Below are 19,363 nucleotides of genomic sequence, written 5' to 3' on the forward strand. Positions count from 1 at the left end.
GCGCCGCCTGTGTGAACTCTCAAGTTTTTTGTCGGTGCCGGATGCCAAGATCGGAGGTATGGCTATGCGACCGGAGTCCGAGGTGCTGGCAGGCCGACCGTTCCCACTGGGGGCACACGCCGAAGCAGGCGGTGTCCGGTTCGCGGTGACGTCGCACGTCGCCGACGCGGTCGAGGTCTGTCTCGTCGACGACGACGGGGCCGAGAAGCGGGTCGAACTGACCGAACGAACGTTCGGCGTGTGGCACGGCCTCGTCCCCGGCGTGACGCCCGGCCAGAAGTACGGCTTCCGGGTGCACGGCCCGTACGACGCGGGGCGCGGGCTGCGGTGCAACCCGGCGAAACTGCTGGTCGACCCGTACGCGCGGCAGATCACCGGGCGGATCACGGACGTCGAGGCCGCCCTCGGGTACGTGGGCGACCCGATGCACGGGCCGCCGTCCGCGGTCGACTCGCTCGGCAGCGTTCCCCTCTCGGTCGTGAGCTCGCCGGGCGGCGCGGACACGGGCGTGAAGCCCGAGGTGCCGTTCGAAGAGGCCGTCATCTACGAGTTGCACGTCAAGGGCTTCACGAAGAACCACCCGGACATCCCCGAACGGCTGCGCGGCACGTACCTCGGCCTGGCGCACCCGGCGGCGGTCGAGCACCTCACGCGGCTCGGCGTCACGAGCGTCGAACTGCTCCCCGTGCAGGCGTTCCAGGACGAGCCGTCGCTCATCGGCCGCAAAGCGGTCAACTACTGGGGTTACTCGCCGCTGGGGTACTGCGCTCCGCACGCGGGCTACGCGAGCGAGCCCGGCAACGAGGTGCAGGAGTTCCGGACGATGGTCTCGGCCCTGCACGCCGCGGGCATCGAGGTGCTGATCGACGTCGTCTACAACCACACCTGCGAGGGCGGGCCGGACGGGCCGACGATCTGCTTCCGCGGGTTCGACGCGCCGGGGTACTACCTGCACGCGGGCGGCGGCAGCACCGTCGACATCACCGGGTGCGGCAACACGCTGGACGCCGGGTCGCCGCAGGTCGTGCGGCTGGTCACGGACTCGCTGCGGTACTGGGCGGACGAGATGGGCGTGGACGGCTTCCGGTTCGACCTCGCGTCGACCATGGGCAGGCCGGGCGGCGGGTTCTTCGACCGCGACTCCGCGCTGCTGACGGCCATCACGACGGACCCGGTGCTGTGCCGCGCGAAGCTGATCGCCGAGCCCTGGGACGCCACGGGCGACGGGTACCGCGTCGGCGACTTCGGGGTGCAGTGGGCGGAGTGGAACGGCCGCTACCGCGACACGGTCAGGGACTTCTGGCGCGGCCACACGTCCGTGCGCGACCTCGCGTACCGGCTCTCCGGGTCGTCGGACCTGTACGCGGACGACCTGCGCCGGCCGTGGCAGTCGATCAACTTCATCACCGCGCACGACGGGTTCACGCTGCGGGATCTGGTGTCGTACAACGACAAGCACAACGAGGAGAACGGCGAGGACAACCGCGACGGCACGAACGACAACCGGTCGTGGAACTGCGGCGCCGAGGGCGAGACGTCCGATCCGGACGTCCTCGCGCTGCGGGCCAAGCAGGCGCGGAACCTCCTCGCGACGCTGCTGCTGTCCACCGGCACGCCGATGATGGTCGCGGGCGACGAGATGTGGCGCACCCAGCGCGGCAACAACAACGCGTACTGCCTCGACAACCGGGTCTCCTGGGTCGACTGGGAGGAGACCGACGCGAGCAAGGCGATTCTCGGCTTCACCCAGCGGCTGATCGACCTGCGCTCCTCCTCCCCCGCACTGCGCCAGCCGGAGTTCTTCGAGGGCCGCACGACGCCCAGCGGCAACCCGGACCTGGTGTGGTTCCGGCCGGACGGGCACGAGATGGCCGAGACCGACTGGTTCGACGAGGGCCGCCGCACGCTCGGCATGTTCATCGACGGCTCGAACTGCCTGTCGCGCACGCGGGAAGGCGAACTCGTGTCGGACCACTCGTGGCTGCTGCTGATGCACGCCGGTGCGGACCCGATCACCGTGACGCTGCCGCACGAGCGGTACGGGCCGTCCTACGACCCGTACCTGGACACGACGACGGCGGACGGCTCGCCCGCCGCCCCCGGTTCGCTGCCGCCGCGCGCGAAGGTGACGGTGGAAGCGCGCTCGTTGCTACTTCTGCGCGTGCCGAGGTAGATCGACGTACTCGTGCGGGTCCGCCGCGGCCGGGTCGATCATGAGCTTGCCGACGCTGTGGTGGCCGAGCGCGTACCTGCCGCGCTCCGGGTCCCAGCGCCCGTACTCGGCCAGCGCCTGCCGCTTGCGGGCGAACTGCCTGTCGCTCAACGCGATCACCTGGTCGGCCGTCCGCTGCTCCTGGGGCCACGTGTAGCCGTAGACCCAGTGGAAGCGGAAGTCGAGCCCGGGCAGACCCTCCGCTGCCTCGCGGCACGCCTTGTGGGGTCAGGTTCGGATGTCGAGCAACCCGCCGTTCTCACCGCGGGTGAGCAGCACGAGGACCACCCGCCGTCCCGCCTCTCTGCACCGGCGGATCGACCCGGCCATCGCGAGCGACTCGTCGTCCTGGTGCGGCGAGTAGAAGATCGCGGGTGGACGGGCCGTGGCCGCGGTGCCGGTGGGCAGCAGGGCCGCGGCGGTACCGAGAGCGAGTGCTTTGCGCCGGCTGAGCTCCATGCTCTGGTGCCTACTGCGCGTCACCGGGCGAAACAAGCACTGGTGTGGACCACAGATCATCCACTGGACGCTCTAGCCACTCTCCGAGAACGTCTGGCACCATCACGGCGTGCTGGTCTACTGCTGGACCGACCGCACGATCGACCTCGTGCTCGTGGCGTCGTGCGGGTGTAGCTCGACGCGACGCATGCGCTGAGCAGCTGCGTTGCGTCTTGATCGCTACCCCGTATCAGTGACACCCCCAAATCATGGGGCCGTCTTTTGGGTCGACAAAAAGCGTGTCGACCCAAAGCCAACGCGATCTGGAGCGAGCCGGTGACTTCGACGTTTGCCGAGCAAGATCAATTCGACCTGCACCCGCGGCTGGACAGTCAGCTGCTGCGTGACGTGATCCACCCGTCCCGATCCCTGTGGACGCCGCGCGAACTGCGCGACCTGACCTCGTTCGTGGCGAGCGAGCTCACGACCGGGCTGCTGGAGATCCTCGACTACTCCCCGGAACGTCGCTGGTGGGCGCGGCTGGGGCTGACCGAGGGCGTGGAACTGTGGCTGCTGTCGTGGCTGCCCGGCCAGGGCACCGAGCCGCACGACCACGGCGGGTCCGCCGGGTCGTTCACCGTGCTGACCGGCCGGCTGCGGGAGGACTACCGCTACCCCGCCGGCCCGGTGCGGTCGGCCGTCCGCGAGACCGGTGACGCGCTGGGCTTCGGTTCCGGGCGGGCGCACCAGGTGCTGAACCCGTTCGAGGTGCCTGCCGCGACCGTGCACGCCTACTCGCCGCCGCTCGTGCCGACCCGCGAGTACGCGTCACTGCTCGACATCCCCGACTCGATCCCGCCGCTGCCCGCCCAGCGCCTGCCCTTGTCCGAACTGCGTCAGCTGGCCGACCAGGAGGGCCCGTGAGCACCGTCGACATCATCCTCGAAGAGGCGCGGTCCCACCTGAAGCGGCTGGAACCGCACGAGCTGCACCGGTTGGAGGACGCTCTCGTCGTCGACATCCGGCCGCACCACAACCGGCTGGCGGAGGGCGAGATCGAGAACTCCGTCGCGGTCGAGCGGATCGTGCTGGAGTGGCGGCTCGACCCGGCCGGCGAGTGGCGGCTGCCCGGCTTCACCGCGGACACGACGGTCGTCGTGGTGTGCAACGAGGGCTGGGCCTCTTCGCTCGCCGCCCGCGACCTCCAGCGCATCGGCCTGCCCAACGCCACGGATCTCGTCGGCGGGTACCGGGGCTGGCGCGCGGCGGGACTGCCGATCAGGGAAGGTGGCACGCAGGCCGTCGTGTGACCGTGGAACCGCTGTCACGCCGGTAGCGTCTTGTGATCGTGACAGTTGTGCGCTGGGTCGTGACGGCCCTGGTCGTGGCGGGCACGATCGCCTGGACCTACCCCGACCTCCTCGCCGGACTCGCCGGGGCACTGGTGGGACTGCTGCTGGAGCTGACGCTGGCGCAGGCCGGGCTGGCGCTCGGTGCCGTCCTCTTCGGACTCCGCGTCACGCACGTGATCATCGGCATCGGCAGCGAGCTGAAGTCGTGGACGAGGACGCACCAGCGGATCGTGCTGCGGACCCTGCCGGTGCTCGCGACGATCGGCATCACCGGGCTGAAGCCGGGTGTGCGCAGGCGGACCGTCCTCACCGGAGCGTTCGCGATCCTCCTCGGTGCGGTGGTCGCGGCGGCCACGTGGCTCGCCACCGGTGCGGCGTTCGGCAAGGGCCTGGCGCTGGCCGCCACCGCGTGCTTCCTGCTCCAGCTCGTGCCCGTCGAGAAGCCTGGCCACACGAGCCTCGGGTGGTTCGTCTTCGGGCTGCCGAAGCTCACCGGCCGGCGGCTCGGCGAACTGGAGGCGCGGCCGCAGGTCGTCGCCGGCATGGACGCCTACCACCGCGGCGACATCGACGAGGCCGAGCGGATCCACGAGGAGCTGGTGCGCGACCACCCCGACCTGCTCACCGTGGTCGGGCTCAAGGTCGTGACCGCGTGCGCCCGCGAGCGGTACCTGGAGGCGTTGCAGACCGTCGTCGGGTTGAGCAGGCGGCAGGACCTCGGCACGCGCGAGCTGGCGTTCGTGATGGCCACGACGGCCGCGGTCGCCGCGGCCGCGGTGGAGGCCGGGCAGTTCCCCGCCGACGTCGGGCTGGAGACGGCGAAGAGCATGCTCGCCAACGCCTACGAGGCCGGGTATCCGAAGCACCGGTCGAACGGGGTGCTCGCGGTCATCGCGCTGATCGAAGGCGACACCGCGAAGGCGAGGCAGCTCGCGGGCTACGCGGCCGAGTCGAGCGAGAACGCGCTGGACCGCGCCGACGAACTGATCACGATCGCGCGGGCGTGGATGGCCGACGGCAACAACGCGAAGGCCCGCGAGCTCACGGCCGAGGCGACCGCCCTCGCCGGGTGGAGCCCGCGGGTGGCGGCGACCCGCGCCCGTCTGGAGATCAGCTGACCCCGGACAGTTGCCGCCGCCACCAATCCGCAGGCTAACCACACCTCACGACCGAAAACGAATCGGTCGCCCCATTGTGTGCATTCCCGGAAAAGGCTTGAACCGCAACGAACGGGTGACCGGCCAGCTCGCCACCGACATTCCGCGCAGCCCGGAATACTACGCACCGCGCACGGCAAAGGGCCCGTCACCGAGACCGGTGACGGGCCCTTTTCCACCCCGCGTTTCAGATCAGCTGTTCTCGACCGGCAGCGAGGGCAGGCCGGGCAGCGCGGGCAGGCCACCGGGCGGAGCCGGCAGACCACACTTCTGCAGCAGGTCGGTGACGGTCTTCAGCAACGTCGTCAGGATTCCGGTGATCTTGCCGACGTCGGGCAGGCCACCGCTCGCGGCGCCGAGGATCGTGCCGCCCAGACCGGCGATGGACGAGATCAGGTTCATCACGACCGGCAGGCACTGGTCGACGGGGCCCGCGTAGGCGACGCCCTTCACCGGGACCGGCACCGGCAGCCCGCTGGTCGGCAACGCCGGCAGGCACCCGGAACTCTGCAGCGCGGTCACCAGGCCGAGCAGGTCACCGATCAACGGTGTCACCGCGCCGACGTTCGGAAGTGGCAACAGGCTGCTGACGACTTTCGTGAGCTTCCCGGCGAGATCGGTCACGATCGCGGCGCAGGCGGCTGGGAGTTCTGGCGCGGCGGGCGTCGCACTGGCAGCCGGGACTGATGAGGCGGTGAACAGTGCTGCGACGAGCGAGAGTGCGGTAATCGTCTTCTTCACGGCTACCTTCTTCCTCAATGCGCAATTCGCTGGAGCCGCGCCGGAAATGCCTAGCGGGAATTCTGGTGCGGTTCATTCCATGCGATGAAGCGTAAGCCCGGGCACGCACCCCTACCAGCGGAGATCGCGAATTCACCCACTCGAAAAAGTGCTCATTCGAATGAGGGAAGGCCCTGAATCGTGCACGCGCCTGAGCGAGGTCACGAGCAGTTAACAGGAAACAAAGAAGACGAACACATCAGGGCATCCAGCCCGCCGTTTGAAGGCGAACTGGATGCCCTGTGTTGATCCAACTGACCTGGTCAGCTGGCCAGAACGACCCTGCCGAGCTCGGCGGGAGAGGCCAGCAGGCCGTGCCGGGGCAGCACGCGCACGGTGTAACCGAGCGCACCGGCGTGCGGCAGCGGCACCTCCGCCTCGTAGTTGCCGTTGCCCGCGTAGTTCATCGGCGCCGTCACGACGTCCTTGAGCTCGTCGGAGTCGTGGGACACCTTGCCGAGCACGACCTGAACGTCCACTTCGGACGGCTCCAGCCCGGCCAGCTCCACCCGTGCCCGCACGATGACCGGCGCGCCCAGCACCGGCACGGACGAGCCACCGAGCACGAGGTCGCTGTCGAGCACCCGCACCCGCGTCCACGACGCGCGCAGCCGGTGCCGGTACGAGGACAGCTCCTTCGCACCCCGGTAGCCCTCACCGACGACGTTCTGCGCGGACGCGGCGGCCGGCGCGTAGTACGTCTCCACGTACTCGCGGACCATCCGGGACGCCTGCACGACCGGCCCGAGCGAGGCCAGCGTGTGCCGGACCATCGACATCCAGCGGGTCGGCACGCCGTCCTCCCCGCGGTCGTAGAACAACGGCGCCACCTGCGAGCCGAGCAGCTCGTACAGGGCGTTGGCCTCGAGGTCGTCCCGGCGGATCGGGTCGTTGACGCCGTCCGCGGTCGGGATGGCCCAGCCGTTCGACCCGTCGTACAGCTCGTCCCACCAGCCGTCGCGGATGGACAGGTTGAGGCCGCCGTTCAGCGCCGCCTTCATGCCGGACGTGCCGCAGGCCTCCAGCGGGCGCATCGGGTTGTTCAGCCACACGTCACAGCCCCAGTACAGGTACCGGGCCATGGACATGTCGTAGTCGGGCAGGAACACGATCCGGTGCCGCACGCCCGCGTCGTCGGCGTAGCGCACGATCTGCTGGATCAGCGCCTTGCCACCGTCGTCGGCGGGGTGCGACTTGCCCGCCACAACGAGCTGCACGGGCCGTTCGGGGTGCAGCAGCAGCGAACGCAGCCGTTCCGGGTCGCGCAGCATCAGCGTGAGGCGCTTGTACGTCGGCACGCGCCGTGCGAAGCCCACGGTCAGCACGCTCGGGTCGAACACCGAGTCGGTCCAGCCCAGCTCCAGCGCGGACGCACCGCGTTGCAGCCACGACTCGCGCAAACGCCTGCGCACCTCCTGCACGAGGCGACCGCGCAACGTCGACCGCAGCTCCCACAGGCCCGCGTCGGTGACCGGCTCGAACGCGCCGATGCCGAGTCCGATCTTGTTGTCCACTGCGTCTGATTCGGACGCTCCGAGCAGCTTGCTCATCTCGGTCGCCGCCCAGGTCGGCCCGTGCACGCCGTTGGTGACCGAGCCGATCGGCACCTCGGTGGCGTCGAAGCCCGGCCAGAGGCCGCGGAACATGTCCCTGCTGACCTCACCGTGCAGTTTGGACACACCGTTCGCGCGCTGGGCGAGCCGCAGGCCCATGTGGGCCATGTTGAACATGCCGGGGTTGTCCTCGGCGCCCAGCGCGAGGATGCGCTGGGTGTTCACGCCCGGCACCAGGTTCTCGGCGCCGAAGTAGTGCTGGACCAGGTCGACCGGGAACCTGTCGATGCCGGCGGGCACCGGCGTGTGCGTGGTGAACACGGCACCGGCGCGGGCCGCCGTGAGCGCCTGGTCGAAGTCGAGGCCGTCGTTGGTGATGTACTCGCGGATCCGCTCCAGTCCGAGGAAGCCCGCGTGGCCCTCGTTCGTGTGGAACACCTCGGGCTGCGCGTGCCCGGTCAGCTCGCAGAACGTGCGGACGGCCCGCACGCCGCCGATGCCCGCGAGGATCTCCTGGCGGATCCGGTGGTTCTGGTCGCCGCCGTAGAGCCGGTCGGTGACGCCGCGCAGGTCGTCGTCGTTCTGCTCCACGTCGGAGTCGAGCAGGAGCAACGGGACGCGCCCGACCTGCGCCTTCCAGATCTTCGCGCGCAGCATCCGGTCACCCGGCATGGCCACGTGGACCAGCAGCGGCAGCCCGGACGGCTCGGTCAGCAGTTCCAGCGGCAGGCCGCGCGGGTCGAGCACCGGGTAGTGCTCGACCTGCCAGCCGTCGAGCGACAGCGACTGGCGGAAGTACCCGGACCGGTAGAGCAGACCGACCGCGATCAGCGGAACGCCCAGGTCAGAGGCTGCCTTGAGATGGTCGCCGGCGAGGATGCCGAGACCGCCGGAGTAGTTCGGCAGCGCCTCGTGCACGCCGAACTCCATCGAGAAGTACGCGACGCTCGTGGGCAGTGGTGTGTCGCTCGACCCGCGCTCCCTGCGACCGGAGATCTCGTCCTGGCGCCGCTGGTACCAGCGCGGCCCGTTGACGTATCGCTCCAGGTCGGAAGCGAGGGCGTGGAGTTTGAGCAGGAACTGTTCGTCTCTCGCGAGTGACTCCAGCTTCCCGGCGTCGACGACGGAGAGCAGGCGCAGGGGGTCGCCACCCACCTCGGACCAGACGCGCGAGTCGATCGAGGCGAAGAGGTCCTGCGTGGGCGGGTGCCACGTCCAGCGCAGGTTGGTGGCGAGCGTGCTCAGCGCGGACAGGGGCTCCGGCAGGCTGGCTCGGACGGTGAACCGGCGAAGTGCTCGCATGACGAGCGAACTTACCTGCCACCCCCGAGGGCCTGACAACGTTCCCGGTCACACCTGCAACGACTTGCGGCTCAATTGGCCAGTTCGCGCGAGTGGGCGATGAACAACTCGCCGTCCCGGACCACCAGGTCCAGCCGGAAACCCACGATCGACACGTTCTTCCCCGGGAAGTCGCTCGTGGGGGCGCCGTGCTTGCGCAGCGTGAGGTCGAGCTCGACGGCGAACCTCTCGTCGTCCTGCGCGGTGCCGCTGATCCGGGGCTCGCCGTAGATCGCGACCACCTCGTACTGCTTCCAGTACTGGTCGTCGGCCTGCTCGGCGGGCCGGAACTCGGGAGCCCAGTCCTGGCGCGCACCCGCGGGGTCCTTCGGCAGCTTGGCGAAGTGCCGCTGGACGAAGGCGTCCACGTCCTTGGTGGTGAGGGCGGCGGGGGATGCCGTCGTGCTCTGACTCGTCGACGGGGTGCCCGATCCGACGGCCTGGTAGCGGTTGACCAGGAAGGACGCGGTCACGACCATCGCGACGAGCAACACGGCCGCAGCGGCCAGGGCCCCGGCCCGGCGCGCTCGGCGGACGGGTTGGATCGCGGTGGCGGACACGGTGGCGGACGCAGGACCGGTGAGAGCCGCCAGCTCCTCGGCGACCTGCGCGGCGGTCGGCCTCTCCGCCGGCTCGATGGCCAGCAGCCGGGTCAGCAGCGGCGTCAGCGGTCCGGACCTGGTCGGCGGCACGAGCTGCCCGGTCGAGATCTTGTAGAGCAGGCCGAACTCGTTCGCGCTGCGCCCGAACGGCGGCTGCCCCTCCATCATCGCGTAGAGCGTGGCCCCGAACGAGAACATGTCCGCCGCCGGATCGGGGTCCGCGCCGCGAGCCAGCTCCGGCGCGAGGTAGGCGAGCGTGCCCGCCAGCATCCCGGTCCTGGTGACCGCCACGTCCCCGGCCGCACGCGAGATGCCGAAGTCCGTGATCTTGACCTTGCCGTTGTGTCCGATCAGGACGTTGCCGGGCTTGACGTCCCGGTGGACGATCCCCGCCTCGTGCGCCGCGGCGAGCGCGGCGACGACCTCCGCTCCGATCCGCGCGGTCTCCTCCGGCGGCAGCGTGCCGCGCTCGGCCAGCACCGCCGATAGGCTCCTGGACGGCAGGTACTCCATCACCAGGCACGGTCGGCCGTCCTCGACCACGACGTCGAAGACCCCGATCGCGTTCGGGTGCTGCAACCGAGCGGCGATCCTGCCCTCGCGCATCGCCCGCTGGCAGGCCTCCTCGACCTGCTTCGGCTCCAGTTCGGGCAGGAGCAGCTGCTTGATCGCGACCTCGCGGTGGAGCAGCTCGTCGCGTGCGCGCCACACGACACCCATGGCGCCGCTGCCGAGGCGTTCGAGCAGGGCGTACCGGCCGGCGAAGGTCTGCACGTCAGCCCTTCTCCTCGCCGATGATCCGCAGCTGCTCACCCTTGCCGGAGATCGTGAGCGTGTGTTCCTCGGTCGTGTTGTTGTTCGTCTCCGCCTCGGTCAGCTGCAGCGCCGTCGTGACGGTGAAGCTGTCACCGTTGGCCTTGACCAGCGGCGTGCCCTTGATCGCGACCTTGGTGTAGTTGCCCCAGTACTCCTTGTCGGTGGACGGGCTGGGTGCCTGGTCCGGGTCCCAGTCCGCGCGGGCGGCGTCGAGGTTCTGCGGCAACTTCCCGTAGTGCTGCTTCACGAACTGGGTGACCTGGGCGGTCGTGAACTTGCTGCCGGCGGGCTTCGACGACGGCGGCGGGCTCTGGTAGGTCTGCGACTGCGTCGGCTTCTGAGTCGTCGTCGTGGGGGCGCTGGTGTCCTTCGTGGGGCTGGGGTCCTGCGTCTGGGACGAGGTCTCCGGCGTCGAGGTGCCGGGGTTCGCGCTGGTGTCGTCGCGGTTGCGGTCGATGATCGCGTACGCGATGCCCGAGACCAGCAGCACCGCGAGGACGGCCGCGGCGATCGCGAGGCCGCGGTTCTTCTTCGGCTCCGGCTCCGGCTCGTACGGCTCCGGCTCCATCAACGGCGCGGGCGGCCGGGTGCGCGGCGGCGGGGGCGGCACCGGGCGAGGCCCCTGCGTGCCCGGTCCCGACGCTCCCATCACGGCCGTGCCGGACGGCGGCGTCATCGGCCGCGGCGGGATCACCCTGGTGACCGGGACCGGGGCGCCGGACGCGATCGCCTTGAGCTCCTCCACCGCCTGGGCCGCCGTCGGGCGCTGCGACGGCTCGTTGGCGAGCATGCGGACCAGCAACCCGGTGAGCGGACCGGAGCGCATCGGCGGGCGCGTCTCGCCCCGCGCGACCTTGTACAGCAGGCCGAGGTCGTTGGTGCTCTTGCCGAACGGCGGCTCGCCCTCGGTCATCGCGTAGATCGTCGCGCCGAGCGAGAACACGTCCGAGGGCGACGCGGGCTCGGCACCGCGGGCGAGTTCCGGCGCGAGGTACGCGGGCGTGCCGGCGAGCATGCCGGTCTTCGTCACGGCCACATCGCCCAAAGCACGCGAAATTCCGAAATCGGTGATCTTGACGGCGCCGTCACGTCCAATCAGGACGTTGCCGGGCTTGATGTCGCGGTGGACGATCCCCGCGCCGTGGGCGGCGGCCAGCGCCGACGCCGCGAGCGAACCGATCCGCGCGGCCTCCATCGGCGGCATCGGACCGCGCTCGTCCAGCACGGCCGAGAGGTTGCGGGACGGCAGGTACTCCATGACCAGGCACGGCTTGCCGTTGTCGACGACGACGTCGTAGACCGCGATCGCGTTCGGGTGCTGCAGGCGCGCGGCGATGCGGCCCTCGCGCATGGCGCGCTGGACGGCCTCGTGGAACTCGTTCGGCTGCACTTCGTTGAGGAGCAGCTGCTTGACCGCGACGTCCCGGTGGAGGAGTTCGTCGCGTGCTCGCCACACGACGCCCATCGCTCCGGCGCCGAGCTGGTCGAGCAGGACGTAACGGTCGCCAAGCTTGTTCACGCGCGGGAGGCTACCTGTAGCACGTTCGCAACGATGTGAGTTGCCTGGGAACGGTCCAATGCTTTCGACACCTCGTGGGCCGAGACCCTGGACACACGTGCGGCTCAAGGTGTGCGATCGACACCGAAGGGGTACGGATCTGGATGGGGTAACCCGCTGACAGGGTGCTTGATCGAGCAAGGCAGGATTGCGAGCTACGCGGAGCGACACGGCGGAAAGGCGCTGCCGATGAGTGGACGGCTCGGTATCGACGACGTATCCCCGGTGGTCTCGGCTGGACGGTATCCAGCCAAAGCCGTTGTGGGAGAACACATTCCGGTTCAGGCCACGGTGTGGCGCGAGGGACACGACAAACTCGCGGCCACAGTCACGTGGCGCGGGCCGAACGACCGAGTCGCTCGCCAGACACGCATGCACGAGGTCGGCATCGGCCTCGACCGGTGGGGAGCGACCATCGTTCCCGACCACCAGGGCGCGTGGACGTTCCGGATCGATGCGTGGAGTGACCCCTGGGGCACCTGGAACCACGCCGTTGAGGTGAAGATCGCGGCCGGCCAAGGCCCCGGTGATCTCGCAAACGACCTCGAAATCGGTGCGCAGCTACTCGATCGGGTGGCACGTCGACCCGATCGAAGGCAAGAGCGAGCACTGCTCACGTCCGCCGCGGAAGCGCTGCGGGACGAGGACCGGCCGCTGACCGAACGCGTCGCGCAGGCCTTCGCCGACGAAGTGCAGAAGGTCATGTTCGAGCACCCGGTGCGCGAGCTGATCACCAAGGGCAAGACGCACAAGATCTGGTGCGACCGCAAGAAGGCCGCGTACGGCTCGTGGTACGAGTTCTTCCCGCGCAGCACCGGCGGGATCGACGAGACCGGCCAGGCGGTGCACGGCACGTTCGCCACGGCCACCAAGGAGCTCGACCGGGTCGCGGCGATGGGCTTCGACGTCGTCTACTTCCCGCCGATCCACCCGATCGGGCGGGTCAACCGCAAGGGCCCCAACAACACGCTCGTCGCCGGTCCCGACGACACCGGCTCGCCGTGGGCGATCGGCGCGGACGAGGGCGGGCACGACGCGATCCACCCGCAGCTCGGCACGATCGAGGACTTCGACGCGCTCGTGGAGCGTGCGCACGAGCTCGGCCTGGAGGTCGCGCTCGACTTCGCGCTGCAGTGCGCGCCGGACCACCCGTGGGTGCTCAAGCACCCGGAGTGGTTCACCACCCGGCCGGACGGCACGATCGCGTACGCGGAGAACCCGCCCAAGAAGTACCAGGACATCTACCCGATCAACTTCGACCTCGACCCGCAGGGCCTCTACCACGAGGTGCTGCGCGTGATGCTGCACTGGGCCGAGCACGGGGTGCGGATCTTCCGGGTCGACAACCCGCACACCAAGCCGCCGGACTTCTGGCAGTGGCTGATCTGGAAGGTCAAGGAGGTCTACCCGGACACGCTGTTCCTGTCCGAGGCCTTCACCCGGCCCGCCCGTCTCTACGGGCTGGCGAAGCTCGGCTTCACCCAGTCCTACACGTACTTCACGTGGCGGACGGGCAAGCAGGAGCTGATCGAGTTCGGCGAGGACCTGCGCGACCACTGGGACGAGGCGCGCCCGAACCTCTTCGTGAACACCCCCGACATCCTCCACGAGTCGCTGCAGCACGGAGGTCCCGGTATGTTCGGGCTTCGTGCGGCGCTCGCGGCCACGCTCGCGCCGAGCTGGGGTGTCTACAGCGGCTACGAGCTCTTCGAGCACGAGGCCGTGAAGCCCGGCAGCGAGGAGTACCTCAACTCCGAGAAGTACCAGTTGCGGCCTCGTGACTACGCCCGTGCCCTCGCGGACGGGCGTTCGCTCGAACCGTGGCTGCGCAAGCTGAACCACATCCGCAAGGCGCACCCGGCACTCCAGCAGATGCGCACGCTGAAGTTCCAGCACACCGACAACGACGCGATGCTCGCCTTCTCCAAGCGCGATCCGGAGACCGGCGACACCGTCGTGGTCGTGGTCAGCCTCGACCCGCACAACGCGCAGGAGGGGACGTTGTACCTCGACCTGCCGGAGCTCGGGTTCGACTGGCACGAGCGGGTGATCGCGCACGACGAGGTCACCGGCGAGACCTGGGACTGGGGACAGGCCAACTACGTCCGCCTCGAACCGTGGCGCGCCACCGCACACGTGGTGAGCCTGCAGCGCCGCTTCAGCTGATCGATGAACGGCGCATTTGTCCACCTGAGGTGAACGAAAGCGCCGTTCATCGAGACCAACCCCCGACGAGGTGGGAGATCATGAACGAAGACACCCGTCCGGACGCGGCGCTGGGGCTGGAAGGCGTCCCGCACACCGGTGAGGCCGTCGACGCCCAGGGAATGCTCGTCGAACCCCAGTCAGAGGACTTCAAGTCGGCGAAGCCGGCGTCGGCGAACCCGAGCTGGTTCAAGGGCGCCGTGTTCTACGAGGTGCTGGTGCGCGCGTTCAGCGACTCGAACGGCGACGGGACGGGTGACCTCAGAGGACTCGCCTCCCGGCTGGACTACCTGGAGTGGCTCGGCGTCGACTGCCTCTGGCTGCCGCCGTTCTACGCCTCTCCGCTGCGCGACGGCGGGTACGACATCAGCGACTTCCGCGCGGTGCTGCCGGAGTTCGGCACCGTCGACGACTTCGTGTACCTGCTGGAGGAAGCGCACCGGCGCGGGATCCGCGTGATCACCGACCTGGTCCTCAACCACACCTCCGACGCGCACCCGTGGTTCCAGGAGTCGCGGCAGAACCCAGAGGGTCCGTACGGCGACTACTACGTGTGGAGCGACGACGACTCGCGTTACAGCGACGCGCGGATCATCTTCGTCGACACGGAGTCGTCGAACTGGACGTACGACCCGGTGCGCGGGCAGTTCTTCTGGCACCGCTTCTTCAGCCACCAGCCGGACCTCAACTACGAGAACCCGGAAGTGCAGGAGGCGATGCTCGACGTCCTGCGGTTCTGGCTCGACCTCGGCATCGACGGGTTCCGCCTCGACGCCGTGCCGTACCTCTTCGAGGAGGAAGGCACGAACTGCGAGAACCTGCCGCGCACGCACGAGTTCCTCAAGCGCTGCCGCAAGGTCGTCGACGACGAGTTCCCCGGCCGGGTGCTGCTCGCCGAGGCGAACCAGTGGCCGTCGGACGTGGTCGAGTACTTCGGTGACCCGGAGATCGGCGGCGACGAGTGCCACATGGCGTTCCACTTCCCGCTGATGCCGCGCATCTTCATGGCGGTGCGGCGCGAGTCGCGGTTCCCGATCTCGGAGATCCTGGCGCAGACGCCGTCGATCCCCGAGAACGCGCAGTGGGGCATCTTCCTGCGCAACCACGACGAGCTGACGCTGGAAATGGTCACGGACGAAGAACGTGACTACATGTACGCGGAGTACGCCAAGGACCCGCGGATGAAGGCGAACATCGGCATCCGCAGGCGTTTGGCCCCGTTGCTGGAGAACGACCGCAACCAGCACGAGCTGTTCACCGCGCTGCTGCTGTCGCTGCCCGGCTCTCCGGTTCTGTACTACGGCGACGAGATCGGCATGGGCGACAACATCTGGCTCGCCGACCGCGACGCCGTGCGCACGCCGATGCAGTGGACTCCCGACCGCAACGCGGGCTTCTCCGCGTGCGATCCCGGCCGGATCTACCTGCCGGTGATCATGGACCCGGTCTACGGCTACCAGGGCCTGAACGTCGAGGCGCAGCTCAACAACTCGTCGTCGCTGCTCAACTGGACCCGCCGCATGATCGAGGTGCGCAAGCAGCACCACGCGTTCGCCGAGGGCGACTTCAGCGAGCTCGGCGGCTCGAACCCCAGCGTGCTCGCCTACAAGCGACTGTGGAAGCGGCCGGACGGGCGCGAGGACATCGTGCTCTGCGTGAACAACCTGTCACGCTTCCCGCAACCGGTCGAGCTTGACCTCTCCGAGCACCGCGACTACACGCCGCTGGAGCTCACCGGAGGTGTCAAATTCCCCGCGATCGGGGAACTCCCTTACCTGCTGACCCTTCCCGGTCACGGTTTCTACTGGTTCCAGCTGGTAGAGGCGGGCGACGACAGCGAAATGAGGTGAATCGCGCGTGATCGACCCCGACGAGCTCACCGACAAGCTGGTCACCACCCTGCCCGACGTCCTCCCGACCCTGCGCTGGTTCGGAGGCAAGGACCGTCCGATCACCGCTGTCCGTCCACTGCGGACGACGCCGCTCGCCGAGGACATCGCGCACGCGATCGTCGAGGTCGAGCAGCCCGGCCGCACCGAGGCCTACCAGCTGATCATCAGCGAGCACTCGGACGGCTACGACGCCACGTCCGATCCCGAGCGGAACGGCCTGCTGCTGACCAAGATCGCCGCCGGCGAACAGGTCGGCGGCATCACGTTCGCCCACGAGCCGGGCGTCGAGCTGCGCACATCGTTGCGCGGCCGGCCGATCGGCGTCGAGCAGTCGAACACCTCGCTGATCTACGGCCAGCAGTACATCCTCAAGATCTTCCGCAAGCTCTCCCGCGGCGAGAACCGCGACCTGGTGCTGCACCGGGCGTTGCGGTCCGTCGGCTGCGAGCACATCGCGCTGCCGCTCGGCTCGATCTCGACCGAGCTCGACGGCGAACCGGTGACGCTCGCGATGCTGCAGGAGTTCCTGCCGGACGCCGTCGAGGGCTGGGACATGGCCAAGACCTCGGTGCGCGACCTGATGGCGGAAGCCGACCTGCACGCGTTCGAGGTGGGCGGCGACTTCGCCGGTGAGGCCCAACGGCTCGGCCACGCCGTGGCGAAGGTGCACGCCGACCTCGCCGAAGCGCTGGGCACGCGGCTCGCCGACGACGACGCGATCGCCCAGGCCATCGCGGGCATGCAGCGGCGGCTCGACACCGTGCTGGAGGCGGTGCCGGAGCTGACCCGGTACGAGGAACCGTTGCGCGCCGCGTTCGACGAAGCCCGCCAGCACATCGGGAAGATCCCGATCCAGCACATCCACGGCGACCTGCACCTCGGTCAGGTGCTGCGGACCGTGCACGGCTGGCTGCTGATCGACTTCGAGGGCGAGCCGGCCGCCGGTGTCGCCGAACGCAACGCACTGCGGTCGCCGTTGCGCGACGTGGCGGGGATGCTGAGGTCGTTCGACTACGCGGCACGGCAGCTGCTGATCGGTCAGCCCGACGACGACCAGCTCGCCTACCGCGCGATGGAGTGGACGAAGCGCAACCGTGCGGCGTTCTGCGACGGCTACGCCGAGGTGGCGGCCGACCCGCGGGACAACACGCACCTGCTGCGCGCGTTCGAGCTGGACAAGGCGGTCTACGAGGTCGCTTACGAGCACGCCAACAGGCCGGAGTGGTTGACGGTTCCGCTGTCGTCGATCGCCCGGATGACCAGCGGAGGAGAGTAAGCCGTGAAGGCCGACCTGGACCGGCTCCTGTCAGGTGCGCACCACGACCCGCACTCGGTGCTGGGTGTGCACACCGTCGGCGATCAGGTGATCGCGCGGGCGCTGCGGCCCGGCGCGACCTCGGTGGCGGTGTCGTGGGGTGACAAGCAGGTCGAGCTGCCACGCATCGCCGACGCGTTGTTCGAGGGCGAGCTGCCGGAAGCTCCCGGCGACTACCGGCTGCTGGTGTCCTACGGCGATCACACGGTCGAGGTCGACGACCCGTACCGGTGGCTGCCCACGGTCGGCGAGCTGGACCTGCACCTGATCGGTGAGGGCAGGCACGAACGGCTCTGGGACGTGCTGGGCGCGCACGTCCGTTGCTACGAAACGATCACCGGCGACATCACCGGTGTCTCGTTCGCGGTGTGGGCGCCGAACGCGCGCGGCGTGCGCGTCACGGGTGACTTCGACGGCTGGGACGGGCGGGCGAACCCGTTGCGCTCCATGGGTTCCAGCGGTGTCTGGGAAGTCTTCCTGCCGAACGTTCCCGTGGGGTCGCGGTACAAGTTCCGCATCCTCGGCCAGGACGGCGTGTGGCACGAGAAGGCCGACCCGATGGCGTTCGCCACGGAGACCCCGCCGCAGACCGCTTCCGTCGTCACGCGGTCCGAGTACCAGTGGAACGACGCGGAGTGGGAGGCCCGGCGCGAGGCGACGCAGTGGGCGAACGCGCCGATGTCGATCTACGAGGTGCACCTCGGTTCGTGGAAGCCGGGTCTCGGCTACCGGGAGCTGGCCACGGAGCTCGCGGACTACTGCGAGGACATGGGCTTCACGCACGTCGAGATGCTTCCCGTGGCGGAGCACCCGTTCGGCGGCTCGTGGGGCTACCAGGTCACCTCGTACTACGCGCCGACCTCGCGGTTCGGTTCGCCGGACGACTTCCGGTACTTCGTCGACACGCTGCACCAGCGCGGCATCGGCGTGCTGGTCGACTGGGTGCCCGCGCACTTCCCGAAGGACGCCTGGGCGCTCGCGAAGTTCGACGGCACGCCGCTGTACGAGCACGCCGACCCGCGCCGCGGTGAGCAGCTCGACTGGGGCACGTACGTCTTCGACTTCGGGCGCAACGAGGTCCGCAACTTCCTGGTCGCGAACGCGCTGTACTGGATCGAGGAGTTCCACCTCGACGGACTGCGGGTGGACGCCGTCGCGTCGATGCTCTACCTCGACTACTCGCGGCCGGAGGGCCAGTGGCTGCCGAATGAGTTCGGCGGGCGCGAGAACCTCGACGCGGTGCGGTTCCTGCAGGAGCTCAACGCCACCGTGTACCGCCGTCACCCCGGCGTGGTGATGATCGCCGAGGAGTCGACGGCGTGGCCCGGCGTCACGCGGCCGACGCACCTGGGCGGGCTCGGGTTCGGGTTCAAGTGGAACATGGGCTGGATGCACGACACGCTGCACTACCTGTCGCGTGAGCCGATCCACCGGTCGTTCCACCACAACGAGATGACGTTCTCGCTGGTCTACGCCTGGAGCGAGAACTTCGTGCTGCCGCTGTCGCACGACGAGGTGGTGCACGGCAAGGGCTCGCTGTGGGGCCGGATGCCGGGTGACGACTGGAACAAGGCCGCCGGCGTGCGGTCGCTGCTCGCGTTCATGTGGGCGCATCCGGGCAAGCAGCTGCTGTTCATGGGCGGTGAGTTCGGGCAGCGGCAGGAGTGGTCGGAGTCGCGGTCGCTCGACTGGCACCTGGTCGAGCAGGAGCCGTTGCACCAGGGCATCCAGAAGCTGATGCGGGACCTGAACTCGGTGTACAAGACGGCGGCGGCGTTGTTCTCGCACGACGTCACGCCCGAGGGGTTCCAGTGGATCGACGCCAACGACGCCGGCGGCAACGTGCTGTCGTTCCTGCGCGTCGGTGAGGACGGGTCGACGCTGGCGTGCGTGGCGAACTTCGCCGGCATGCCGCACCACGACTACCGCGTGGGCCTGCCCGCCGGTGGGCGGTGGAAGGAGCTCGTGAACACCGACGCCGCGCACTACGGCGGGTCCGGGGTGGGCAACATGGGTGGCGTCGAGGCCGAGGCCAGGCCGTGGCACGGGCGGCCGTACTCCGCGGTGCTGCAGCTGCCGCCCGCGGGTGTGCTGTGGCTGGTTCCGGAGGTTCCCGGCGTTCTGGGCGAGGCGGACTGAGGC

Annotated in this window: 14 protein-coding genes; 8 read left to right on the plus strand and 6 right to left on the minus strand. The window is 69.3% G+C overall.

Going from position 1 to position 19,363, the window contains the following annotated elements:
- The first annotated feature begins 58 nt into the window (after nucleotides 1-58).
- Nucleotides 59-2,173 carry a glycogen debranching protein GlgX gene (gene glgX, locus ACFOWZ_RS20125; RefSeq protein ID WP_382374588.1) on the plus strand — a complete coding sequence of 705 codons (2,115 nt, stop codon included), beginning with the start codon at nucleotides 59-61 and terminating at the stop codon, nucleotides 2,171-2,173.
- On the opposite strand, the gene ACFOWZ_RS20130 is transcribed toward glgX, so the two are convergent.
- Both ACFOWZ_RS20130 and ACFOWZ_RS20135 read right to left on the minus strand, forming a co-directional pair.
- Nucleotides 2,150-2,323 carry a hypothetical protein gene (locus ACFOWZ_RS20130; RefSeq protein ID WP_382374590.1) on the minus strand — a complete coding sequence of 58 codons (174 nt, stop codon included), beginning with the start codon at nucleotides 2,321-2,323 and terminating at the stop codon, nucleotides 2,150-2,152. The genes glgX and ACFOWZ_RS20130 overlap by 24 nt on opposite strands.
- 117 nt (nucleotides 2,324-2,440) lie before the next feature.
- A complete protein-coding gene (locus ACFOWZ_RS20135; RefSeq protein ID WP_382374592.1) occupies nucleotides 2,441-2,671 on the minus strand; it encodes a PIG-L deacetylase family protein in 231 nt (76 codons plus the stop codon).
- Between the two features lie 315 nt (nucleotides 2,672-2,986).
- Between ACFOWZ_RS20135 and ACFOWZ_RS20140 the strand changes: the two genes are divergently transcribed.
- Genes ACFOWZ_RS20140 through ACFOWZ_RS20150 form a run of 3 tightly spaced genes read left to right on the plus strand, consistent with a single transcriptional unit; the run spans nucleotide 2,987 to nucleotide 5,120 of the window.
- Nucleotides 2,987-3,574 (plus strand): cysteine dioxygenase, encoded by a 588-nt coding sequence (locus ACFOWZ_RS20140; RefSeq protein WP_382374594.1) that lies wholly within the window; start codon nucleotides 2,987-2,989, stop codon nucleotides 3,572-3,574.
- Nucleotides 3,571-3,960 carry a rhodanese-like domain-containing protein gene (locus tag ACFOWZ_RS20145; protein WP_382374596.1) on the plus strand — a complete coding sequence of 130 codons (390 nt, stop codon included), beginning with the start codon at nucleotides 3,571-3,573 and terminating at the stop codon, nucleotides 3,958-3,960. Before ACFOWZ_RS20140 ends, ACFOWZ_RS20145 begins: the two co-directional genes overlap by 4 nt.
- A 38-nt stretch (nucleotides 3,961-3,998) precedes the next feature.
- On the plus strand, nucleotides 3,999-5,120 hold the full coding sequence (locus tag ACFOWZ_RS20150; protein ID WP_382374598.1) for a hypothetical protein: 1,122 nt from the start codon (nucleotides 3,999-4,001) through the stop codon (nucleotides 5,118-5,120).
- 231 nt (nucleotides 5,121-5,351) lie between these two features.
- Here ACFOWZ_RS20150 and ACFOWZ_RS20155 read toward each other — a convergent pair whose 3' ends face one another.
- From ACFOWZ_RS20155 to ACFOWZ_RS20170, 4 genes are all read right to left on the minus strand, one after another.
- On the minus strand, nucleotides 5,352-5,900 hold the full coding sequence (locus ACFOWZ_RS20155; RefSeq protein WP_382374600.1) for a hypothetical protein: 549 nt from the start codon (nucleotides 5,898-5,900) through the stop codon (nucleotides 5,352-5,354).
- 302 nt (nucleotides 5,901-6,202) lie between these two features.
- Complete coding sequence (glgP, locus tag ACFOWZ_RS20160; RefSeq protein ID WP_382374602.1) at nucleotides 6,203-8,794, minus strand: alpha-glucan family phosphorylase; 2,592 nt, start codon at nucleotides 8,792-8,794, stop codon at nucleotides 6,203-6,205.
- Between the two features lie 71 nt (nucleotides 8,795-8,865).
- Nucleotides 8,866-10,209, minus strand: a complete 1,344-nt coding sequence (locus ACFOWZ_RS20165) for a serine/threonine-protein kinase (protein ID WP_382374604.1) — start codon at nucleotides 10,207-10,209, stop codon at nucleotides 8,866-8,868.
- A 1-nt stretch (nucleotide 10,210) separates the two neighbouring features.
- The gene (locus ACFOWZ_RS20170; RefSeq protein WP_382374606.1) at nucleotides 10,211-11,770 is read right to left on the minus strand and encodes a serine/threonine-protein kinase; all 1,560 of its coding nucleotides are present in this window, start codon (nucleotides 11,768-11,770) and stop codon (nucleotides 10,211-10,213) included.
- Nucleotides 11,771-11,998: 228 nt separating this feature from the next.
- Here ACFOWZ_RS20170 and ACFOWZ_RS20175 point away from each other — a divergent pair, with 228 nt between their 5' ends.
- The 4 genes from ACFOWZ_RS20175 to glgB all read left to right on the plus strand — a co-directional run bounded on the left by ACFOWZ_RS20175 (nucleotide 11,999) and on the right by glgB (nucleotide 19,360).
- Nucleotides 11,999-13,975: an alpha-1,4-glucan--maltose-1-phosphate maltosyltransferase gene (locus ACFOWZ_RS20175; protein ID WP_382374608.1), complete on the plus strand. Its 1,977-nt coding sequence runs from the start codon at nucleotides 11,999-12,001 to the stop codon at nucleotides 13,973-13,975.
- Nucleotides 13,976-14,055: 80 nt separating this feature from the next.
- The gene (gene treS, locus ACFOWZ_RS20180; protein WP_382374610.1) at nucleotides 14,056-15,864 is read left to right on the plus strand and encodes a maltose alpha-D-glucosyltransferase; all 1,809 of its coding nucleotides are present in this window, start codon (nucleotides 14,056-14,058) and stop codon (nucleotides 15,862-15,864) included.
- A gap of 7 nt (nucleotides 15,865-15,871) precedes the next feature.
- The gene (locus tag ACFOWZ_RS20185; protein ID WP_382374612.1) at nucleotides 15,872-17,182 is read left to right on the plus strand and encodes a maltokinase N-terminal cap-like domain-containing protein; all 1,311 of its coding nucleotides are present in this window, start codon (nucleotides 15,872-15,874) and stop codon (nucleotides 17,180-17,182) included.
- A 3-nt stretch (nucleotides 17,183-17,185) separates the two neighbouring features.
- Entirely contained in the window at nucleotides 17,186-19,360 is a 2,175-nt protein-coding gene (glgB, locus tag ACFOWZ_RS20190; protein ID WP_382374614.1) for a 1,4-alpha-glucan branching protein GlgB, read from the plus strand.
- The last annotated feature ends 3 nt before the right edge of the window (nucleotides 19,361-19,363 follow it).

This window comes from Lentzea rhizosphaerae, assembly GCF_042649515.1.
In the GTDB taxonomy this organism is placed as follows: Bacteria; Actinomycetota; Actinomycetes; order Mycobacteriales; family Pseudonocardiaceae; genus Lentzea; species Lentzea aerocolonigenes.

Bases quoted from the DNA above. Each gene is read 5' to 3' on its own strand.
- glgX (WP_382374588.1), top strand. From the start codon at position 59: ATGGCTATGCGACCGGAGTCCGAGGTGCTGGCAGGCCGACCGTTCCCA.
- ACFOWZ_RS20135 (WP_382374592.1), bottom strand. From the start codon at position 2,671: ATGGAGCTCAGCCGGCGCAAAGCACTCGCTCTCGGTACCGCCGCGGCC.
- glgP (WP_382374602.1), bottom strand. From the start codon at position 8,794: ATGCGAGCACTTCGCCGGTTCACCGTCCGAGCCAGCCTGCCGGAGCCC.
- ACFOWZ_RS20175 (WP_382374608.1), top strand. From the start codon at position 11,999: ATGAGTGGACGGCTCGGTATCGACGACGTATCCCCGGTGGTCTCGGCT.
- treS (WP_382374610.1), top strand. From the start codon at position 14,056: ATGAACGAAGACACCCGTCCGGACGCGGCGCTGGGGCTGGAAGGCGTC.